Origin of the sequence: Vibrio sp. 2-Bac 85, assembly GCF_037546705.1 — a bacterium.
Classification (GTDB): Bacteria; Pseudomonadota; Gammaproteobacteria; order Enterobacterales; family Psychromonadaceae; genus Psychromonas.
In genome coordinates, this window is sequence record NZ_JALAAB010000011.1 from 60,565 (window position 1) to 77,259 (window position 16,695).

Sequence of the window (16,695 nt, forward strand, 5' to 3'; positions counted from 1 at the left end):
CGATGGGCTGTAAACATTCAGAATGTACCCTAAGTTACGCTAGCATTCTGAATTTTTACAGTATTAAGTTTTGATTTATTGTTGGTAGTATAAAATATTTTGTTGATCCGATTAAAAAAGAAGTCTTTCTAATTATTTATTAACAATAAATAGCTTTATTTAATCTTCCTCAAAATAAATCGTTCTATTTTGAGGAAGATTCTCGGGGCTTACTGATTCCCCTTTAATGCGTTTTTCTTCGTCGGCCCATTCGCCTAAATCAATAAGCTGACAACGTTTACAACAAAATGGACGATACAAACTTTGTTTATCCCAGACAACTTTTTTTTGACAAGTTGGACAATTAACTTTCATCGTTCTTCCTTACATATTTAATCTTTTATTTTAACGTTAATCACTTTTTTATTAACAAAAAACCTGTTCAAATTCTATATAATCAGCGTGACTATTTTCAGCATTGGCATTCATAAAACGAACCGAATAACGATGTTTATGCCCTGATATCATAGGATATACCTGCAGCGCAGGATCCACATTAATGATAATAAACAAGGCATGTTCAACTTCACCTTGGTAAAAAGCATTTTTAGCACGCTGTTTAGACTTAATACCTTGATGACGTTTCATTTTCAAAAATAATGTTAACGCACGTTCTAATACATCAAAGTGCTCAAACCATTTTTTAGCATCTGCTTTTTGTACTGAAATAGGCTGTGCTTGCCAGAAATGAAATTGCGGTAAATCAAAGTTACAACAACCACCAGGAATGAAAAAACGTTGTTTTAACGATGTTAAAAAACGACTATCTTTAAAGAATTTCAATTGTTTTGACATTACTAATAAGGTACTAATCAATTCACTTATTTCTACCATTAATGCCTTAATGGCTTCAGTATCTGCCTGCTCCCATGCCAACCATGATTGCATATCTTCTAATAAAGCGCGTAAGTCTTTAATTAAATCATGTCGAATATCACTGCGGTCACTTAATTCTATTAATTCAAATAATGATTTGAAATAGGCAGTAGCATCACTTTCATGATCCAAACCCATGCTTTGTTTAATTTGTAAAAAAAGTGACTCAAAGCGTAAGTAACAACGACTTTTTTCTGTTAGGGGGTATTCAAAAGAGATCATAAAATAGTCTATTTATTTGTTTTGTAAAAAGTAAGGTTACATTAAAAGGCATAACTAAGAATTAAATGTCTTCTTTTTTAGGGATAAAAATTTCAAATGTAACGATTTAATTTGTTGTTTTAAAGCCACGCGATCAACACTACTGTTGTCAATAACATAATCAGCCTGTTGTAAGCGAAGCGAACGGCTAATCTGCGCATCCATAATGGCTTGAATTTGAGATTTTGAATTGTCGTCTCGTTGCATTGCTCTCTCGATTTGCAATTTTTCGTCTACATCAACGACTAGCGTATAATCAGTATATTGAGTCAGTTTATTTTCCAGTAATAATGGCGCTTCCAACATCACATATTCACTCTTAGCCATGTTTAGTTGAGCTAATAATGTATCGCGAATAATGGGGTGCAATAATGCATTTAACCATTGTTTTTTAGTTTCAGATTGAAAAATAAGTTTCCTCAGCTTAGCTCTATTAAGTTCGCCTGCAGCATTTAAGACATCGCGGCCAAAATAAAGTTCAATTTCAGCTAATGCAGGTTGCCCAGGTTCAACCACCTGTCGAGCAACTTTATCTGCATCAACAATATCTATTCCTAAAGCGGTAAATTCTTTTGCTACGGTTGATTTTCCGCTGCCAATACCGCCAGTTAAGCCAATAATCACTTGCATTATATCTTCTCTTTATATTGATCTGTATCTCTTATTTTATAAGAGTTAAGCATTAAGGTCATTGGTATTCAAAGGCCATTAGGGTAATATTTCATTTTTTATCCCCGTCTGGAAATTTACCATGATTGAACAAGAAATTGCACAAAGTGTTAGCTTAGCGTTAAACGAAGATTTAAATGGATTATCAGCAGCTGAAGGTGACATTACCGCTAATTTAATTCCTGAAGATAAACGCTCAAAAGCGACAGTAATTACACGTGATGATGCAGTTTTCTGTGGTAAGGCTTGGACCCAAGAAGTATTTCGCCAATTAGGTGATCAAGTGACTATCACTTGGCATGTTAAGGACGGAGATTTTGTACTCGCTAATAGCCCGTTGTTCACATTACAGGGACCAGCAAGAACATTATTAACAGGCGAACGTACAGCATTAAACTTTATTCAGACGTTATCTGGTATCGCAACCACTACCAAGTACTACTCAGACTTAATTGCTTCAACTCAATGTAAATTATTAGATACGCGTAAAACATTACCCGGTTTACGCAATGCCTCTAAATATGCGGTGGTATGCGGAGGTGGTTTTAACCATCGCATTGGCCTTTACGATGCCTACTTAATTAAAGAAAACCACATTATGGCCTGTGGTGGCATTAAACAAGCAATAACAGTTGCTAATCAACAACACCCTGAACGTTGGGTAGAAGTTGAGGTGGAAAGTATTGATGAACTTAAACAGGCATTAGATGCAGGTGCGCAACGTGTTATGTTAGATAACTTCAGCATTGCAATGATGTTAGAAGCTGTAGCCATTAATAAAGGTAATTCACGTCAAGCAGACTTAGAAGTATCAGGCAATGTAGATAACACGACTATTTTAAGTTATGCCGAAACCGGCGTTGACTATATTTCTGTAGGTGCATTAACTAAACACGTACATGCTGTCGACTTATCAATGCGCTTTATCCAAGAATAAAAAATAACCTAACTGCTAAAAACTTCCTACACTTGTAAAAGTCTTTGTTCTTTTACTGTGTTGGAGGTTCTTATGATAAATACGATTAATCGCTTCACTCCCTGCCTATTTGTCGTCACGATAAAAAGATTAATAAACTACTATTATATATCATGCAACGGCCTCATTCGCTCCAAACTGACTAAAACAAGCCCACTGATAATCATCTTCTTTAGCACAACTTTTTGCTATGCCCAGACACCGGCAATCCAACTTGCAACCACCTTTCGTCAAGACATTAATATTGAACAATATTTTGTCAGTGAAAAATTAGATGGGTTACGTGCTTACTGGGATGGAGAGCAACTTATATCTAAGCAGGGTAACCGTTTCACTGCCCCAGTTTGGTTTACACGCGATTTCCCCACTACTGCACTTGATGGTGAGTTATGGATATCACGACAACAATTTGAAAAAGTGTCAGGTATTGTGCGTACTCAAGATAGAAATAATCCTCGATGGCAACAGGTAAAGTTTATGATCTTTGATCTACCACTCAGCCCAGCACCATTTTCACAACGCATTCAGCAGATGCAACAATTAGTTGATCAAGCGAAGAGCCCCTATTTACAGATCATAAAGCAACAAAAGTTAACCTCTATTACTGCTTTATACGCATTACTAGATGAGGTTGTAGCTGAAAATGGAGAGGGCTTAATGCTGCACCATGAACAGGCTTTATACCAACATAAACGTAATAGAGACTTGATGAAACTGAAAAAATTTGAAGATGCTGAAGCGACAGTGATCGAACATCTACCCGGCAAAGGTAAATATAAAGGACAACTGGGTTCTTTATTAGTAAAAACCGAAGATGGTATCACCTTTAAGATAGGCTCTGGTTTTAGTGATAAAGAACGCCAAAATCCACCGCCAATTGGCGCAACTATCAGCTATCGTTATACCGGCAAAACGCGTAACAATGTACCACGATTTGCCTCATTCATGCGCGTTAGAGTAATTTATTAATCACGGTTAAATTAGCTTTAGGGAACTCATATTCAATAAGTTGAGATGCGCTAACCCATTTTATCTCCTGTCCTTCTAAAGACACAGGTTCGCCTTCATAGGCTTTAATTAAATAGAAATACAGACTCAGGTTTAGTTGGTCATATTGAAAATTAAGTGAATCAAATAAAGTGAATTGGGTTGCGCTTAATCCTACTTCTTCTTTTAGCTCGCGTAACATTGCACTTTCAAGCGACTCACCCTGTTCAACTTTACCTCCCGGAAATTCCCACTTTCCAGCGAGGTGCTTACCTTGTTGACGGCGGCTAATAAGTAATTGTTTCTGTTCATTTTGTACAATGGCAATACTGATGGTTTGTTGTTCTATCATAATATTCACACTTACTTGTATCGATTAAGGTTGTTTACGCTTTAAAAAGAAAAAGGTGGTCTTCAAAGAAGTACCACCTTTTATGTCATGCTGCACTGGTGTTATCTAAATAACACCGATATTTGATCACCCTAATTTACCATGACATTGCTTGAATTTTTTACCTGATCCACAAGGACATGGCTCATTACGACCCACTTTTTTGTTTTCTCGAATAAAGGTATCAGCCGTTTCATCAGCTTCTTTTTCAGCTTCACCATCACTATTGACCTGTGCATGTTGATATTGAATTTTCGCTTTTTCTTCGGCTTCTCGGCGCTGTTGATCAATTGCTTCGGCTTCTTCTTTACTTTGAATTTGCACTTTAGATAAAATGCCTACTACATCCATTTTCAAATTTTCTAACATCGCAATAAACAGTTCAAAAGATTCACGTTTATATTCTTGTTTTGGATCTTTTTGAGCGTAACCACGTAGATGAATACCTTGACGAAGATGGTCCATCGCGGCTAAATGCTCTTTCCACAACATATCAATAGTTTGGAGCATTACTGATTTTTCAAATCCAGCAATAATAGACTCGCCCACTTGTTCTTTTTTATCTTGGTAAGTATTACGCGCATGATCTACGATATTTTCACGAATGGTTTCTTCTTGTATATTCGCATCGTCGGTTAACCATTGTTGCACTGGTAACTCGATCAAGAAGTCTTGTTTCAGACGCGCTTCTAATCCAGCTAAGTCCCATTGCTCGGTTAACGAATGTTGCGGTACATATTCGTCAATGCAGGTATTGAATACGTCTGCCCACATTTGCTCTATGTTTTCAGTGATATTATCACTGTCCATAATACCATTACGTTGTTGGTAAACGACTTTACGTTGATCATTGGCAACATCATCAAAGTCCAACAATGATTTACGCATATCAAAGTTACGGCCTTCTACTTTACGTTGTGCATTTTCAATAGCACGAGTTACCCAAGGATGTTCAATCGCTTCGCCGTTTTCCATACCTAATTTTTTCATCATATTAGACACTTTTTCAGAAGCAAAGATACGCATTAACGAATCTTCCATCGACAGGTAGAAACGACTTTCACCGGCGTCACCTTGACGTCCCGCACGACCACGTAATTGGTTATCGATACGACGCGATTCATGACGCTCAGTACCTACAATGTACAAGCCTCCAGCAGCTAACACTGCCGCTTGATCTTCTTTCCATGCAGCGGTTTCAGCAACAATTTGTTGTTCAGTCAACTCACCTAGTTTTTCTAGACGGTTTTGTAAATTACCACCTAATACAATATCTGTACCACGACCGGCCATGTTAGTTGCGATAGTAACTGATCCTAACGCCCCTGCTTGTGCGATAATATCAGCTTCTTTTTCATGGAATTTAGCATTTAAAACATTGTGTTTAATATTGGCTTTTGTCATCAATTCAGAAAGTAATTCAGAGTTTTCAATCGAAACTGTACCCACTAACACAGGTTGGCGACGCTCTAAACGTGTTTTAATATCTTCAATAATAGCTTGATACTTTTCGATCTCAGTCAAATAAACTAAATCGCCACCATCTTTACGAACCATAGGGCGATTGGTAGGGATTACAATAGTTTCTAACCCATAAATAGACTGGAATTCAAATGCTTCTGTATCTGCTGTACCTGTCATCCCACCTAATTTTTCATATAAGCGGAAGTAGTTTTGGAAAGTAATTGAGGCAAGAGTTTGGTTTTCATTTTGAATTTTAACCCCTTCTTTTGCTTCAACAGCTTGATGTAAACCTTCAGACCAACGACGACCAGGCATAGTACGCCCGGTATGTTCATCAACAATAACGACTTCACCTTGTGCTGTTACAATGTATTCAACATCTTTTTCAAACAGAGTATGAGCACGTAATGCTGCATTCACATGATGTAATAAACTGATGCTAGATGCCGCATATAAAGAAGTATTTTCTTCTAATAACCCACGTTCTTGTAAGATACGCTCAACTTTTTCTTGACCACGTTCAGTTAATAATACTTGCTTGCTTTTCTCATCAACAGTGAAGTCCCCCTCACCAACATATTCTTCAGTATCTTCTTTATCCTGCTGAGTCAGTAAAGGAATAATTGAATTTAGTTTAGTATAAAGCGTTGCATCACCATCGGTAGGGCCTGAAATAATCAATGGTGTTCTTGCTTCATCGATTAAAATAGAATCAACCTCATCGACAATAGCAAAATGGAGGCCGCGCATAACGCGTTGTGAAGCTTCAAAAGCCATGTTGTCACGTAGGTAATCAAAGCCGAATTCGTTATTCGTACCGTAGGTAATATCGGCAGCGTATGCAGTACGTTTTTCTTCACCGGTCATACCTGACAAGTTAATACCAACGGTTAATCCTAGATATTCAAATAGTGTTGCATTCCATTCCGCATCACGACGCGCTAGGTAATCATTCACGGTAATAACATGCACACCGTTACCGGTTAACGCATTTAAATAAGCAGGTAATGTGGCCGTTAAGGTTTTACCTTCACCAGTACGCATTTCTGCAATTTTGTTTTCATTTAATACCATACCGCCAATCAACTGCACATCGAAGTGACGCATTCCAAATACACGTTCAGAAGCACTTCTGACTACGGCAAAAGCTTCAACCAAAATATCATCGATGGTTTCGCCTTTAGCGAGACGTTCTTTAAAATAAGCGGTTTTAGCTTTTAACTCTTCTTCCGATAGCGCTTTAATCTCCGGTTCAAGTTTATTAATTTCATTTACTACTTTACGTAGGCTTTTAAGGTAACGGTCATTTCGACTGCCTATTATTTTTGTTATTAGCGATGTGATCATTTTGCTTTTCTCATTGTAAAAAGTCGGATAAAAGTTGTAATTTAGCTTGGTAATCTTTGTATATAATAAACTGGGTCTATTTGGGTGCCATCTTTGATGACTTCATAGTGCACATGTGGCCCTGTTGAGCGGCCTGTTGTTCCCATCACTGCAATTTGTTGCCCTTTTTCAACAACAGCCCCGACCGCTACAAGTAACGATGAAGCATGTGCATAGCGTGTTCTCAAACCACTACCGTGATTGATCTCTACCACATAACCATAACCAGTGCGTGCTTCTGATGTTGTTACTACCCCTGCGGCAGTAGCATTAATCGGCATACCTGTATGTCCAGCAATATCAACGCCTTTGTGACGACGTAAACGCCCCGTAAATGGATCTGTTCGAGTCCCAAAGGGGGAAGATATCCAAGATCCTTGAATTGGAACAGGGCGACCAGAAATGAATAACTCATCTGTAAGATGGAGATTAGTTAATGTAATTTCAAGTTGTTGCAGTAAATTTTGATTCTTTTGGTACTGATATGCGAGGAGTGATACATTTTTATGAAGTTTTGCTAGGTCTGAAGTGTCTAATGTTTTTACATTGGAAACAACATTTAACGGCACTGGCTGCTCAATTTCTTCATCTACTGACTCTGCATTTGCAGATATATTATCAATTGGCTCATGGTCAATCGCCTCTTCCACGACTTGCTCGTTGTCAGACTCTACATTTTGGTCTAGGTTTTGCTCTAAACTTTGGTCTGAACTTTGATCTAGACTTTTATCTAGGTTATCGGCATCAAGGATAAGCCCTTGATCAATATATTGGTTAATATCAAACTCAAATTCCTCTTTGGGAAAATTTGATTTATCGACAATACGTTCACCTAAATTATTTAAGCGAATACTCTGTGCCTGTAATTGACCTATTTTAACAGCCAGTGCTTGCACTTGTTGGTTGGTTTGAGATTGTAAGGTGTCTAAATATTGTTGCTTAATGAGGTTTCGCTCACTGAGAGCTTGTATTTTATGTTGGGTTAATTGTTGATGGTAATGCGATTGTAACAGCCAAGCACTCGTCATCAAGATCGCGACAATCAATATGCACACGAAAATAAATGTCGATCTTGTTATAGAAAAGCTATGTTCAGTCTCCTTCCTATTATAAATAACCGTTATACTCATAAACTTAATTCACTATTGATGGCTGCTATGAAATCTTACAAGAAACAACCTAAACCCATTGCACTATTATTAGAAAAAAATAGTTATCAGAAAAGTACATCCTTGATAACTAAGTTGGATATGGTACTACAAAGGCTTTTAAAACAACACAACATCAGTGGATGTCGTATAGGAAATATTGAAAATGGGACTTTGATTATAGAAAGTCCGACCTCACTATGGCTTCAGCGTTTACAATTTATACGAAGTGATCTCCTCAGCGAATTGCGCACCCATCATTCGTCTTTGATTAGCATCAAGGTCAAAGTTAACCCAGCCCTTGCAAAAGTGACCCCATCGCAACTAAAAACTAACAAACCAGTAAAAAAACGCGCCCAAAAAATGAGTAAAGATATTGCAGACTCTTTTTTAGCATTAGCTGAAAATGCCGATCCTAAATTAAAAAAAGCACTACAATCATTAGCTAAATTTTCAACCAATAAAAGTGAATAATAGCGATTAACTAACCACAACTATTCAATTCGAGTTCTATTCAGTTCTACGCTTAAAGTAAACCAATTCTGTGTTGCAGATTCTAAAGGGCACGAACATTTATCCCCGCTCTAAAAAATGCAAAAAAAAACCACTTTAAAAATAAAGTGGCTTTCATTGAAGTCTATCTTTGCTTAACTAAACACTTATTCAATCTTAATTAAGTATTTTAAGCAGTAACAAAAACAGGTTCGATGTATTGTATTGGTGATTCACTAACAGGTTCTTCAAAGGTCACCATTTCAAATGCTTCTTGATCAGCAAGCAACGCACACAAAAGCTTGTTGTTTAAGGCATGACCAGTTTTAAAGGCTTTTAAATGACCAAGAATGCTGTAACCAGATAAATATAAATCACCGATAGCATCTAATACTTTATGTTTAACAAATTCATCTTCGTAACGTAAACCTTCAGGGTTTAATACACGGAACTCATCTAAACCAATCGCATTATCTAAACTTGCACCTAATGCTAGATTATTAGATTGTAGATACTCAACGCTTTTCATAAAACCAAAAGTACGTGCGCGACTGATTTCTTTAACAAATAAGTCACCTGAAAACTGCATTTCAACATGTTGGTTTTGACCTTCAAATACAGGATGATCAAAATGAATTTTAAAATCTAAACTGAATCCATTATCAGAAGGATGCAATTCAGCCCACTTACCTTCTTTTTCATCTTCTACACGTACTGTTTTTTTAATACGGATGAATTTTTTAGCTGCATTTTGCTCTTCGATACCAGCAGATTGAAGCAAGAAAATAAAAGGACTCGCACTACCATCCATGATTGGAATCTCTGGTGCGTCAACATCGATAATAATATTATCAATACCTAAACCAGCCAATGCAGCAGATAAATGCTCAACAGTAGAAATTTTCTGCCCTTGATCATTTACTAAACAAGTACATAAAAGCGTTTCTTGCACTGCTTGTGCATGTGCTTTAAAGCTAACCACCGGGTCAAGGTCAATACGACGATAAACAATACCCGTGTTAACAGGTGCAGGGTGCAACTCAATTGTTACTTTGTTCCCTGAATGTAAACCAACACCCGTTGATTTAACACTTTGTTTTAATGTTCTTTGCTTAATCATAAAATGACCTCCACTACGATGATATCTGCGACCAATGATAACAGTTTGAGATCAATATCACAAACTGTTATATCGTTAGCTTAAATTTAGTTATCTGCTTGACGTCTTAAAAAAGCAGGAATATCCAAGTAACTTTCGGTGCTAGTTTTATCTTTAACTTCAGCAATTGGCTCTACTATTTCAGGCTCCGCTTGACTAGCATCTTCAGCTTCAACATTGCTTTTTGCAACTTCAACTTCAGGTGCTTTTTCAACACTTTCTGGTGTTTTCTGAGTATTAAGCGTAGGGTTTTTAACTACATTTAATTCAGATTTACGCTCACCAATACCCGTCACAATTACTGTAACGTGTAATTCACCCGTCTCTAAGGTTGGATCAACAGTTACACCAATGATATTTTGAGAGTCATCGGAAGCGAATTGTTTTAACGCATCACCCACAGTGTGGTATTCATCCCAACTGAAATCGATACCAGCAACGATATGAACAAGGACACCGCGTGCATCTGATAGATCGACATCTTCTAATAATGGACATGAAATAGCTTCTTCAACGGCTTCTTCAGCACGGTTTTCACCAGAAGATACACCGATTCCCATTACCGCAGTAGTACCCGCTTCTGTCATTACAGTGCGTACATCCGCGAAATCGATATTGATAGTACTTTCTTCATTATTAATGATTGAAGAAAAACCAGAAACCGCATCATAAAGTACGCCATTCGCAGCACGTAACGCATCTAAGAAAGATATGCCACGTGGTAAAGATTTTTGTAGTTTATCATTTGGAATAATCAACAAAGAGTCAATATTTTCAGATAAACGAGCAATCCCCTGCGTTGCGTAATTCATTCGCTTACGGCCTTCAAACAAAGAAGGTTTTGAAACCACACCAATGGTTAATGCACCTTCCTCTTTAGCGATTTCAGCAACAACCGGACAAGCACCAGTACCTGTTCCACCACCCATACCAGCAGCAATAAATACAACATCGGCACCAGTAACGATTTCTCGAATACGCTCTTTATCTTCAAGTGCTGATTTATAACCAATTTCAGGGTTTGCACCGGCACCTAAACCATTAGTGATATTAGCTCCTAATTGTAAGCGAATATCTGCTTTTGATGAACGTAATGCTTGCGCATCCGTATTCATAGCAATAAATTCAGCGCCAGTTAGACCTTTTTCGATCATATAATTGATCGCGTTACCACCACCACCACCAATGCCAATAACTTTAATTATGGCTTGTGCTGAATGGTCTTCATCATCGATTATTTCAAACATTTGACTCTCTTCCACTCTATTATTTTCTTGTGACATCGTCTGTTACCACCCAATCCATGTAACTTGATAACTAATATTCTTTTTTTATCCAATTTTTTATTTTACTGAATAAACTTGCAAAACGATTTTCCGGCTCAGCATCCTCTTCACCTGCAAACTCGTCATTTTTATAACGTAATAAACCTACTGCCGTAGAGTAAGCTGGTGAGTTTACATCATCAGCTAATCCTTGAATATGTTCCGGTTTACCAATTCGAACTTGAATATTACCAAATACTTCTTCAGCAACTTCAACCAAACCTTCAATTTGAGCAGCACCACCTGTTATGACAACACCCGCCGCTAATTGTTGCTTTAAACCTTCACGCGCAAATTTATCATTCAATTTAAAGATTTCATTCTTAACTAAAGTTAATAACTCACTATATCGTGGCTCAATAACATCTACTAATATTGAACGCTGCAAACTACGTGCAGGTCGGCCACCGACACTTGGTAAATCGATGGTCTCTTCATCTAGTACTAAGCGTTTATTTAGACACCCATATTTAACTTTTATTGCTTCAGCTGACGTTGGCGGAGCACTAAATGCAATGGCAATGTCGTTAGTCACTGAGTTACCCGCATAATCAAGTACCATACTATGCTGTAATGAACCTGCGATATAGATAGAAAGGTCCATTGTACCACCCCCCATATCGATCATACAGACACCTAGCTCTTTTTCATCTTCACTAAGAATAGCTTCACTTGATGCAACACCTGAAAATGTTAACTGGTCAATCACTAAACCACAACGTTCAACTGCTTTTTCTAAATTTTTAACTAGGTCATTATGACAAGTAATTAAATGTACATTTGCTTTTAGCTTAACACCCGACAATCCAATAGGATTATTAATGTGCCCTTGGGAATCAATAGAGTATTCCTGAGGAATGACATGTAATAAGCGCTGTTCATCACGAATTTTCACTGAACGCGCATTATGGATCACACTTTCAACGTCATAGTTAGTCACTTCGTGTGCATCAATCGCCCAAGTACCCGATTCATTCATTGATTCAATGTGCGAACCTGAAACTGATAAGTTAACTGACGAGACTCGACAGTCAGCCATATCTTCTGCTTGTTTTAACGCACTTGCGATCGACTCAACGACTGCATCTAAGTTCGTTACAGAGCCTTTATCAACTCCCTTGGACGGGGCACTGCCCACTCCAACGATATTAATTACATCATTTGCTAATAACTCACCGATTAAGACAACCACTTTATTACTACCAATGTCTAAACCAACTGTGTAATTACTTTCCATTCGTCTATCACCATTTTCTCTATTTTAAGAGAGAAGAATTAACTCAACATGAGCATAAAATTATTATATTAGGTTTTATTATTTTCTGTTTTCTTCCATCCAATTGCCAACCCAGTATCATAACGAAGATCAACATAATCGATGGAGCTGATTTCATATTTTTGTGCAATTCTTGGAAATGCATTTAAAAATAGTTGTATACGTTCTAATTTTTGTTCTTTACCTAACTTCAAACTAATGCCATTTCTTAACACTAATTCACTGGCATTACGTTGGTCACTGTGTAAAGCAGCAATTCTGTAATGACTCGGCAACAATAACTGATTTAATTGTAAATATGTATTCAGCACTTGTTCAGAATGTTTATCATCACCTGACAGCGCAATATAATTATTGTCCTGCTCAGGTAACACATCGATAATTTCGCCAAACCGATTTAATAATGACTTCTGATTCCATGAAGCAACAATCGATTGCTCAACAATATGAATCTTTAATGTATCGGGCCAATTTTTTCGAATCGATGCAGAATAAACCCAGGGCTTTTGCTCTAATTGTTTTTGTATCTCAGCTATTTCTAAAGTAAAGAAATTTAACCTATCTTCTTGGTCTGCTAGCACCTCTCTCACCACATCTTCAGTAATATGCTCGCGGTCACCCGTGAGCACTAATGCCGTTAATGGTGATGATTGGTGGTCCGTTAACCAAAATTTTAATTTAAAAAAGCTATCCTGTAAGGCATACATTAAAAGTACAAAAACAAAGAAACCAATCCATTTGCTTATTTTGACTTGTTTTAACTTATGCCACATAAATTATAAAGTTTGCTCTAAAATAGATAACACTAATTGATCAAAGCTAATACCAGCTTGCTTCGCTGCTTTTGGTACTAAACTGGTTTCAGTCATGCCCGGTACTGTGTTCACTTCTAATAGGAACCAGTTTTTGTTTTCATCACGCATAAAGTCAACACGTCCCCAACCGCTACAACCAATAGTTTTAAAAGCTTCTTCAGCGATATGGTTTAACTCGATTAGTTCATTATCTGACAGCCCACAGGGACACAAGTATTGTGTTTCTGTGGATTGATATTTTGCTTGGTAATCATAAAACTGATTAGTTGTTTTCATACTAATAGCCGGTAATGCGCGACCATTTAGCATTGAAACAGTAAATTCATCACCGGTTATCCAAGATTCAAGTAATACTTTATTATCAAACTTAAAGGCTTCTTCTAAAGCAGCCACTAATTGTTCTGCATTTTCTGCTTTAGCCATACCAATACTTGAGCCTTCGTGTACCGGTTTAACCATTACAGCACCCGATAAGGAAGCTAGTATATCGGTAGCGGTTGATGGTTCAAAGTTTTCTTTGATAATAATTTGATAGCTTGCAGTAGGTAACTGACAACTTTGCCAAATTTGCTTAGTTTTGGCTTTATCCATACCAATTGCAGAACTCGATACATCACTGCCCGTAAAGGGAATATTCAATGTATTTAAAAAGCCTTGAATAGTGCCATCTTCGCCACCACGACCATGCAATACAATAAAAGCTCGCTCAAAACCTAACGCTTTAATTTGTGAAATATCATCAATTTTAGGATCCACGGCATGCGCATCAACACCTTGACGAATTAACGCATTTAAAACGGCATTGCCTGACATTAAAGAGACTTCTCGTTCTGCACTATTACCACCAAACAGAACTGCTACTTTTCCAAAATCTATCGCCATTAACTTGCGCTCACTTGTGTCATTTTTTCAATATCTAATTTTAATTCAGCTAAGGTTTTAACAACTGCGCCAATATTGCCCGCACCTTGAGTAAGGACCAGATCACCTTCTTGAATCACTTTTGCTAATGCACCCGGCAAAGCTTCAGGTGAGGCAACAAAAATAGGCTCTTTACCACTTTGTTGGCGAATCGTGCGACATAGCGAACGGCTATCTGCACCTGCGATTGGCGTCTCCCCTGCGGAATAAACATCTAATAATAATAGTTGGTCAACCTGCGATAAAACGTGCGCGAAATCTTCGTATAAATCACGAGTACGTGTATAACGATGCGGCTGATACGCCATCACAAGGCGCTTTTCGGGCCAACCTGCTCGTGCTGCGTTAATGGTTGCTTGTACTTCCGTTGGGTGATGACCATAATCATCTGCTAACATCGCTTTACCACGACCGGTTTCGAATTCACCATATTGCTCAAAGCGACGACCAATGCCTTCAAAACTTTGTAATGCAGCTAAAATAGCCGCATCTTCAATATCATCTTCCATCGCTACAGCAATTGCCGCAGCAGCATTCAATGCGTTATGTTTACCCGGTAAATTTAACTGGATCGTTAAATCAGGGCGATTATTACGGTGTACTAAAAATTCACTTCTGCTAACCGTTTGTTGAAAGTTAGAAATACGCACATCGGCTTGCTCATGAAAACCATAGGTCACACATTGACGAGCAAAACGCGGGATCAAACTCTCAACCACTTGATCATCTAAACAAACAACCGCAGTACCGTAAAAAGGTAAGTTTTGAATAAATTGCACAAAAGTATCTTTTAAAACTTCAAAGTCACCTTGATAGGTATCCATGTGATCAGCTTCAATGTTGGTCACTACTGACACCATGGGTTGTAGATGCAAGAATGAAGCATCACTTTCATCTGCTTCGGCAATTAAATAACGGCTTTGCCCTAATTTAGCATTAGTACCAGCACTATTTAGCAAACCACCAATCACAAAAGTAGGATCTAAATCTGCTTCACGATAAATACTCGCAATCAAACTAGTTGTGGTGGTTTTTCCATGCGTACCCGCCACAGCAACACCATGGCGATAACGCATTAACTCGGCTAACATTTCAGCACGACGAACCACGGGAATACGCGCTTGCTGCGCGGCCAATAACTCAGGGTTTTCTTTATTAATGGCTGTTGATACAACCACCACTGAAGCACCATAGATATTCTCTTGTGCATGACCAATAAAGATTTCTGCCCCAATGGTACGCAGACGTTTAACGACGGTATTTTCAGCAATATCAGAACCAGTGATTTTATAGCCTTCATAGGCTAATACTTCAGCAATCCCCCCCATACCAGCGCCACCTATCCCCACAAAGTGGATCTGTTTTACACGGCGCATTTCTGGGATCATGGTACGGATTTCTGCTAATTCAATTTTTGTCATCGGAATTCACTTTCACTATATTTTCACTAAGGAATTACAAACCGCAGCCACTTGCTCCGTTGCATTTCTAATTGCTATATTTTTACAGTTTGTGCTCATATCAACAAGCAACTGCCTATTTTGACTTAATGTCGCCAAACATTCACTTAATTTTTTTGCATTTAAGTCTTTTTGAGGAAGTAATATTGCAGCCTCTGCATTGACTAAACTTTGTGCATTTTTTGTTTGATGATCATCTACCGCATGCGGTAAAGGAACAAAAATAGCAGGTAACCCTACCACAGCAACTTCAGCAACTGTAAGCGCCCCTGCCCTACAAATAATAACGTCCGCCCAATCATAAGCGGCTGCCATATCAGTAATAAAATCTTGTACTTTATACTCTACTTGAGTTTCTTCATAACGTGCTAAAACAGACTCAGAAAAGCCTTTTCCAGTTTGATGCAAAATAGACACTTTTGTCGCGTCAAAGTTCATTAATGCTTGAGGTACTGTTTCATTTAAAACTTGTGCCCCTAAACTTCCACCAATTACGAGTACCCTTAAGCTAGAAGAGGATGCTGAAAATTGCTTTTCAGGTAGAGCCAAAAGATCTTTGCGTATTGGATTACCGACTAAAATAGCTTTTTCATTCAAAAATGCACCACTAAAGCCCATTAATACCTTTTTTGAGAAATAAGAGAGTAAGCGGTTGGTCATTCCAGCGATTGCATTTTGCTCATGTAAAACAACTGGAATACCTAAAGTCCAAGCCGCAATGCCACCTGGTCCACTGGCAAAGCCTCCCATACCCAATACTAAATCTACTTGTCTATTTTTTAAGACTTTACGTGCTTGAAAAATTGATTTCAAAATTTGAAAAGGAGCTGCTAGCAAACGTTTGATGCCATTCCCTCTCACTCCAGCCACATCAATAAAGTCGATTTCATAACCGTGTTCAGGTACTAATCTTGCTTCCATTCTTGCAGCTGTACCTAACCAGCTAACTTGCCAGCCTTCACTTTTTAATTTATCTGCGACCGCTAAGCCCGGAAATACATGCCCACCAGTACCGCCAGCCATCACCAATAAGGTTTTAGTTTTATTCAT

The 16,695-nt window shown here is 38.0% G+C and carries 16 protein-coding genes; 3 read left to right on the forward strand and 13 right to left on the reverse strand.

The genetic code is table 11. The features are described 5' to 3' along the window. Nucleotides 1-159 precede the first annotated feature (159 nt). From yacG to coaE, 3 genes are read right to left on the reverse strand one after another with little or no spacing between them, the layout of a single operon-like run. Complete coding sequence (gene yacG, locus MT390_RS12480; RefSeq protein WP_499441444.1) at nucleotides 160-354, reverse strand: DNA gyrase inhibitor YacG; 195 nt, start codon at nucleotides 352-354, stop codon at nucleotides 160-162. A 51-nt stretch (nucleotides 355-405) separates the two neighbouring features. After that, on the reverse strand, nucleotides 406-1,137 hold the full coding sequence (gene zapD, locus MT390_RS12485) for a cell division protein ZapD (protein WP_499441446.1): 732 nt from the start codon (nucleotides 1,135-1,137) through the stop codon (nucleotides 406-408). 54 nt (nucleotides 1,138-1,191) lie between these two features. Then, nucleotides 1,192-1,806 (reverse strand): dephospho-CoA kinase, encoded by a 615-nt coding sequence (gene coaE / locus MT390_RS12490; RefSeq protein WP_499441448.1) that lies wholly within the window; start codon nucleotides 1,804-1,806, stop codon nucleotides 1,192-1,194. A gap of 121 nt (nucleotides 1,807-1,927) precedes the next feature. On the opposite strand from coaE, the gene nadC reads away from it, so the two are divergent. Both nadC and MT390_RS12500 read left to right on the forward strand, forming a co-directional pair. After that, nucleotides 1,928-2,782 (forward strand): carboxylating nicotinate-nucleotide diphosphorylase, encoded by an 855-nt coding sequence (gene nadC, locus MT390_RS12495; RefSeq protein ID WP_499441449.1) that lies wholly within the window; start codon nucleotides 1,928-1,930, stop codon nucleotides 2,780-2,782. Between the two features lie 72 nt (nucleotides 2,783-2,854). Further along, nucleotides 2,855-3,790 carry a DNA ligase gene (locus tag MT390_RS12500; RefSeq protein WP_499441451.1) on the forward strand — a complete coding sequence of 312 codons (936 nt, stop codon included), beginning with the start codon at nucleotides 2,855-2,857 and terminating at the stop codon, nucleotides 3,788-3,790. Here MT390_RS12500 and mutT read toward each other — a convergent pair. From mutT to MT390_RS12515, 3 genes are all read right to left on the reverse strand, one after another. Beyond that, nucleotides 3,774-4,160 carry an 8-oxo-dGTP diphosphatase MutT gene (gene mutT / locus MT390_RS12505; protein WP_499441452.1) on the reverse strand — a complete coding sequence of 129 codons (387 nt, stop codon included), beginning with the start codon at nucleotides 4,158-4,160 and terminating at the stop codon, nucleotides 3,774-3,776. The genes MT390_RS12500 and mutT overlap by 17 nt on opposite strands. 126 nt (nucleotides 4,161-4,286) lie before the next feature. Beyond that, the gene (secA, locus tag MT390_RS12510) at nucleotides 4,287-7,010 is read right to left on the reverse strand and encodes a preprotein translocase subunit SecA (RefSeq protein WP_499441453.1); all 2,724 of its coding nucleotides are present in this window, start codon (nucleotides 7,008-7,010) and stop codon (nucleotides 4,287-4,289) included. A 41-nt stretch (nucleotides 7,011-7,051) separates the two neighbouring features. Then, nucleotides 7,052-8,077 carry a peptidoglycan DD-metalloendopeptidase family protein gene (locus MT390_RS12515; protein ID WP_499441455.1) on the reverse strand — a complete coding sequence of 342 codons (1,026 nt, stop codon included), beginning with the start codon at nucleotides 8,075-8,077 and terminating at the stop codon, nucleotides 7,052-7,054. Between the two features lie 129 nt (nucleotides 8,078-8,206). Here MT390_RS12515 and MT390_RS12520 point away from each other — a divergent pair, with 129 nt between their 5' ends. Beyond that, nucleotides 8,207-8,671 (forward strand): DciA family protein, encoded by a 465-nt coding sequence (locus tag MT390_RS12520; RefSeq protein WP_166370018.1) that lies wholly within the window; start codon nucleotides 8,207-8,209, stop codon nucleotides 8,669-8,671. A gap of 208 nt (nucleotides 8,672-8,879) precedes the next feature. On the opposite strand, the gene lpxC is transcribed toward MT390_RS12520, so the two are convergent. The 7 genes from lpxC to murG all read right to left on the reverse strand — a co-directional run bounded on the left by lpxC (nucleotide 8,880) and on the right by murG (nucleotide 16,695). Continuing rightward, nucleotides 8,880-9,809 carry a UDP-3-O-acyl-N-acetylglucosamine deacetylase gene (gene lpxC, locus MT390_RS12525; RefSeq protein ID WP_166369760.1) on the reverse strand — a complete coding sequence of 310 codons (930 nt, stop codon included), beginning with the start codon at nucleotides 9,807-9,809 and terminating at the stop codon, nucleotides 8,880-8,882. Nucleotides 9,810-9,895: 86 nt separating this feature from the next. Beyond that, nucleotides 9,896-11,095 (reverse strand): cell division protein FtsZ, encoded by a 1,200-nt coding sequence (gene ftsZ, locus MT390_RS12530; protein WP_166370016.1) that lies wholly within the window; start codon nucleotides 11,093-11,095, stop codon nucleotides 9,896-9,898. Between the two features lie 70 nt (nucleotides 11,096-11,165). Further along, nucleotides 11,166-12,410: a cell division protein FtsA gene (gene ftsA, locus MT390_RS12535; RefSeq protein ID WP_166369758.1), complete on the reverse strand. Its 1,245-nt coding sequence runs from the start codon at nucleotides 12,408-12,410 to the stop codon at nucleotides 11,166-11,168. A 68-nt stretch (nucleotides 12,411-12,478) separates the two neighbouring features. Next, a complete protein-coding gene (locus tag MT390_RS12540; RefSeq protein WP_166369756.1) occupies nucleotides 12,479-13,222 on the reverse strand; it encodes a cell division protein FtsQ/DivIB in 744 nt (247 codons plus the stop codon). Between the two features lie 3 nt (nucleotides 13,223-13,225). Beyond that, nucleotides 13,226-14,146, reverse strand: coding sequence for a D-alanine--D-alanine ligase (locus MT390_RS12545; RefSeq protein ID WP_499441458.1), 921 nt, complete (start codon nucleotides 14,144-14,146; stop codon nucleotides 13,226-13,228). Then, nucleotides 14,146-15,606, reverse strand: coding sequence for a UDP-N-acetylmuramate--L-alanine ligase (murC, locus tag MT390_RS12550; protein ID WP_166369752.1), 1,461 nt, complete (start codon nucleotides 15,604-15,606; stop codon nucleotides 14,146-14,148). Before murC ends, MT390_RS12545 begins: the two co-directional genes overlap by 1 nt. Before the next feature lie 15 nt (nucleotides 15,607-15,621). Next, complete coding sequence (gene murG / locus MT390_RS12555; protein WP_499441460.1) at nucleotides 15,622-16,695, reverse strand: undecaprenyldiphospho-muramoylpentapeptide beta-N-acetylglucosaminyltransferase; 1,074 nt, start codon at nucleotides 16,693-16,695, stop codon at nucleotides 15,622-15,624.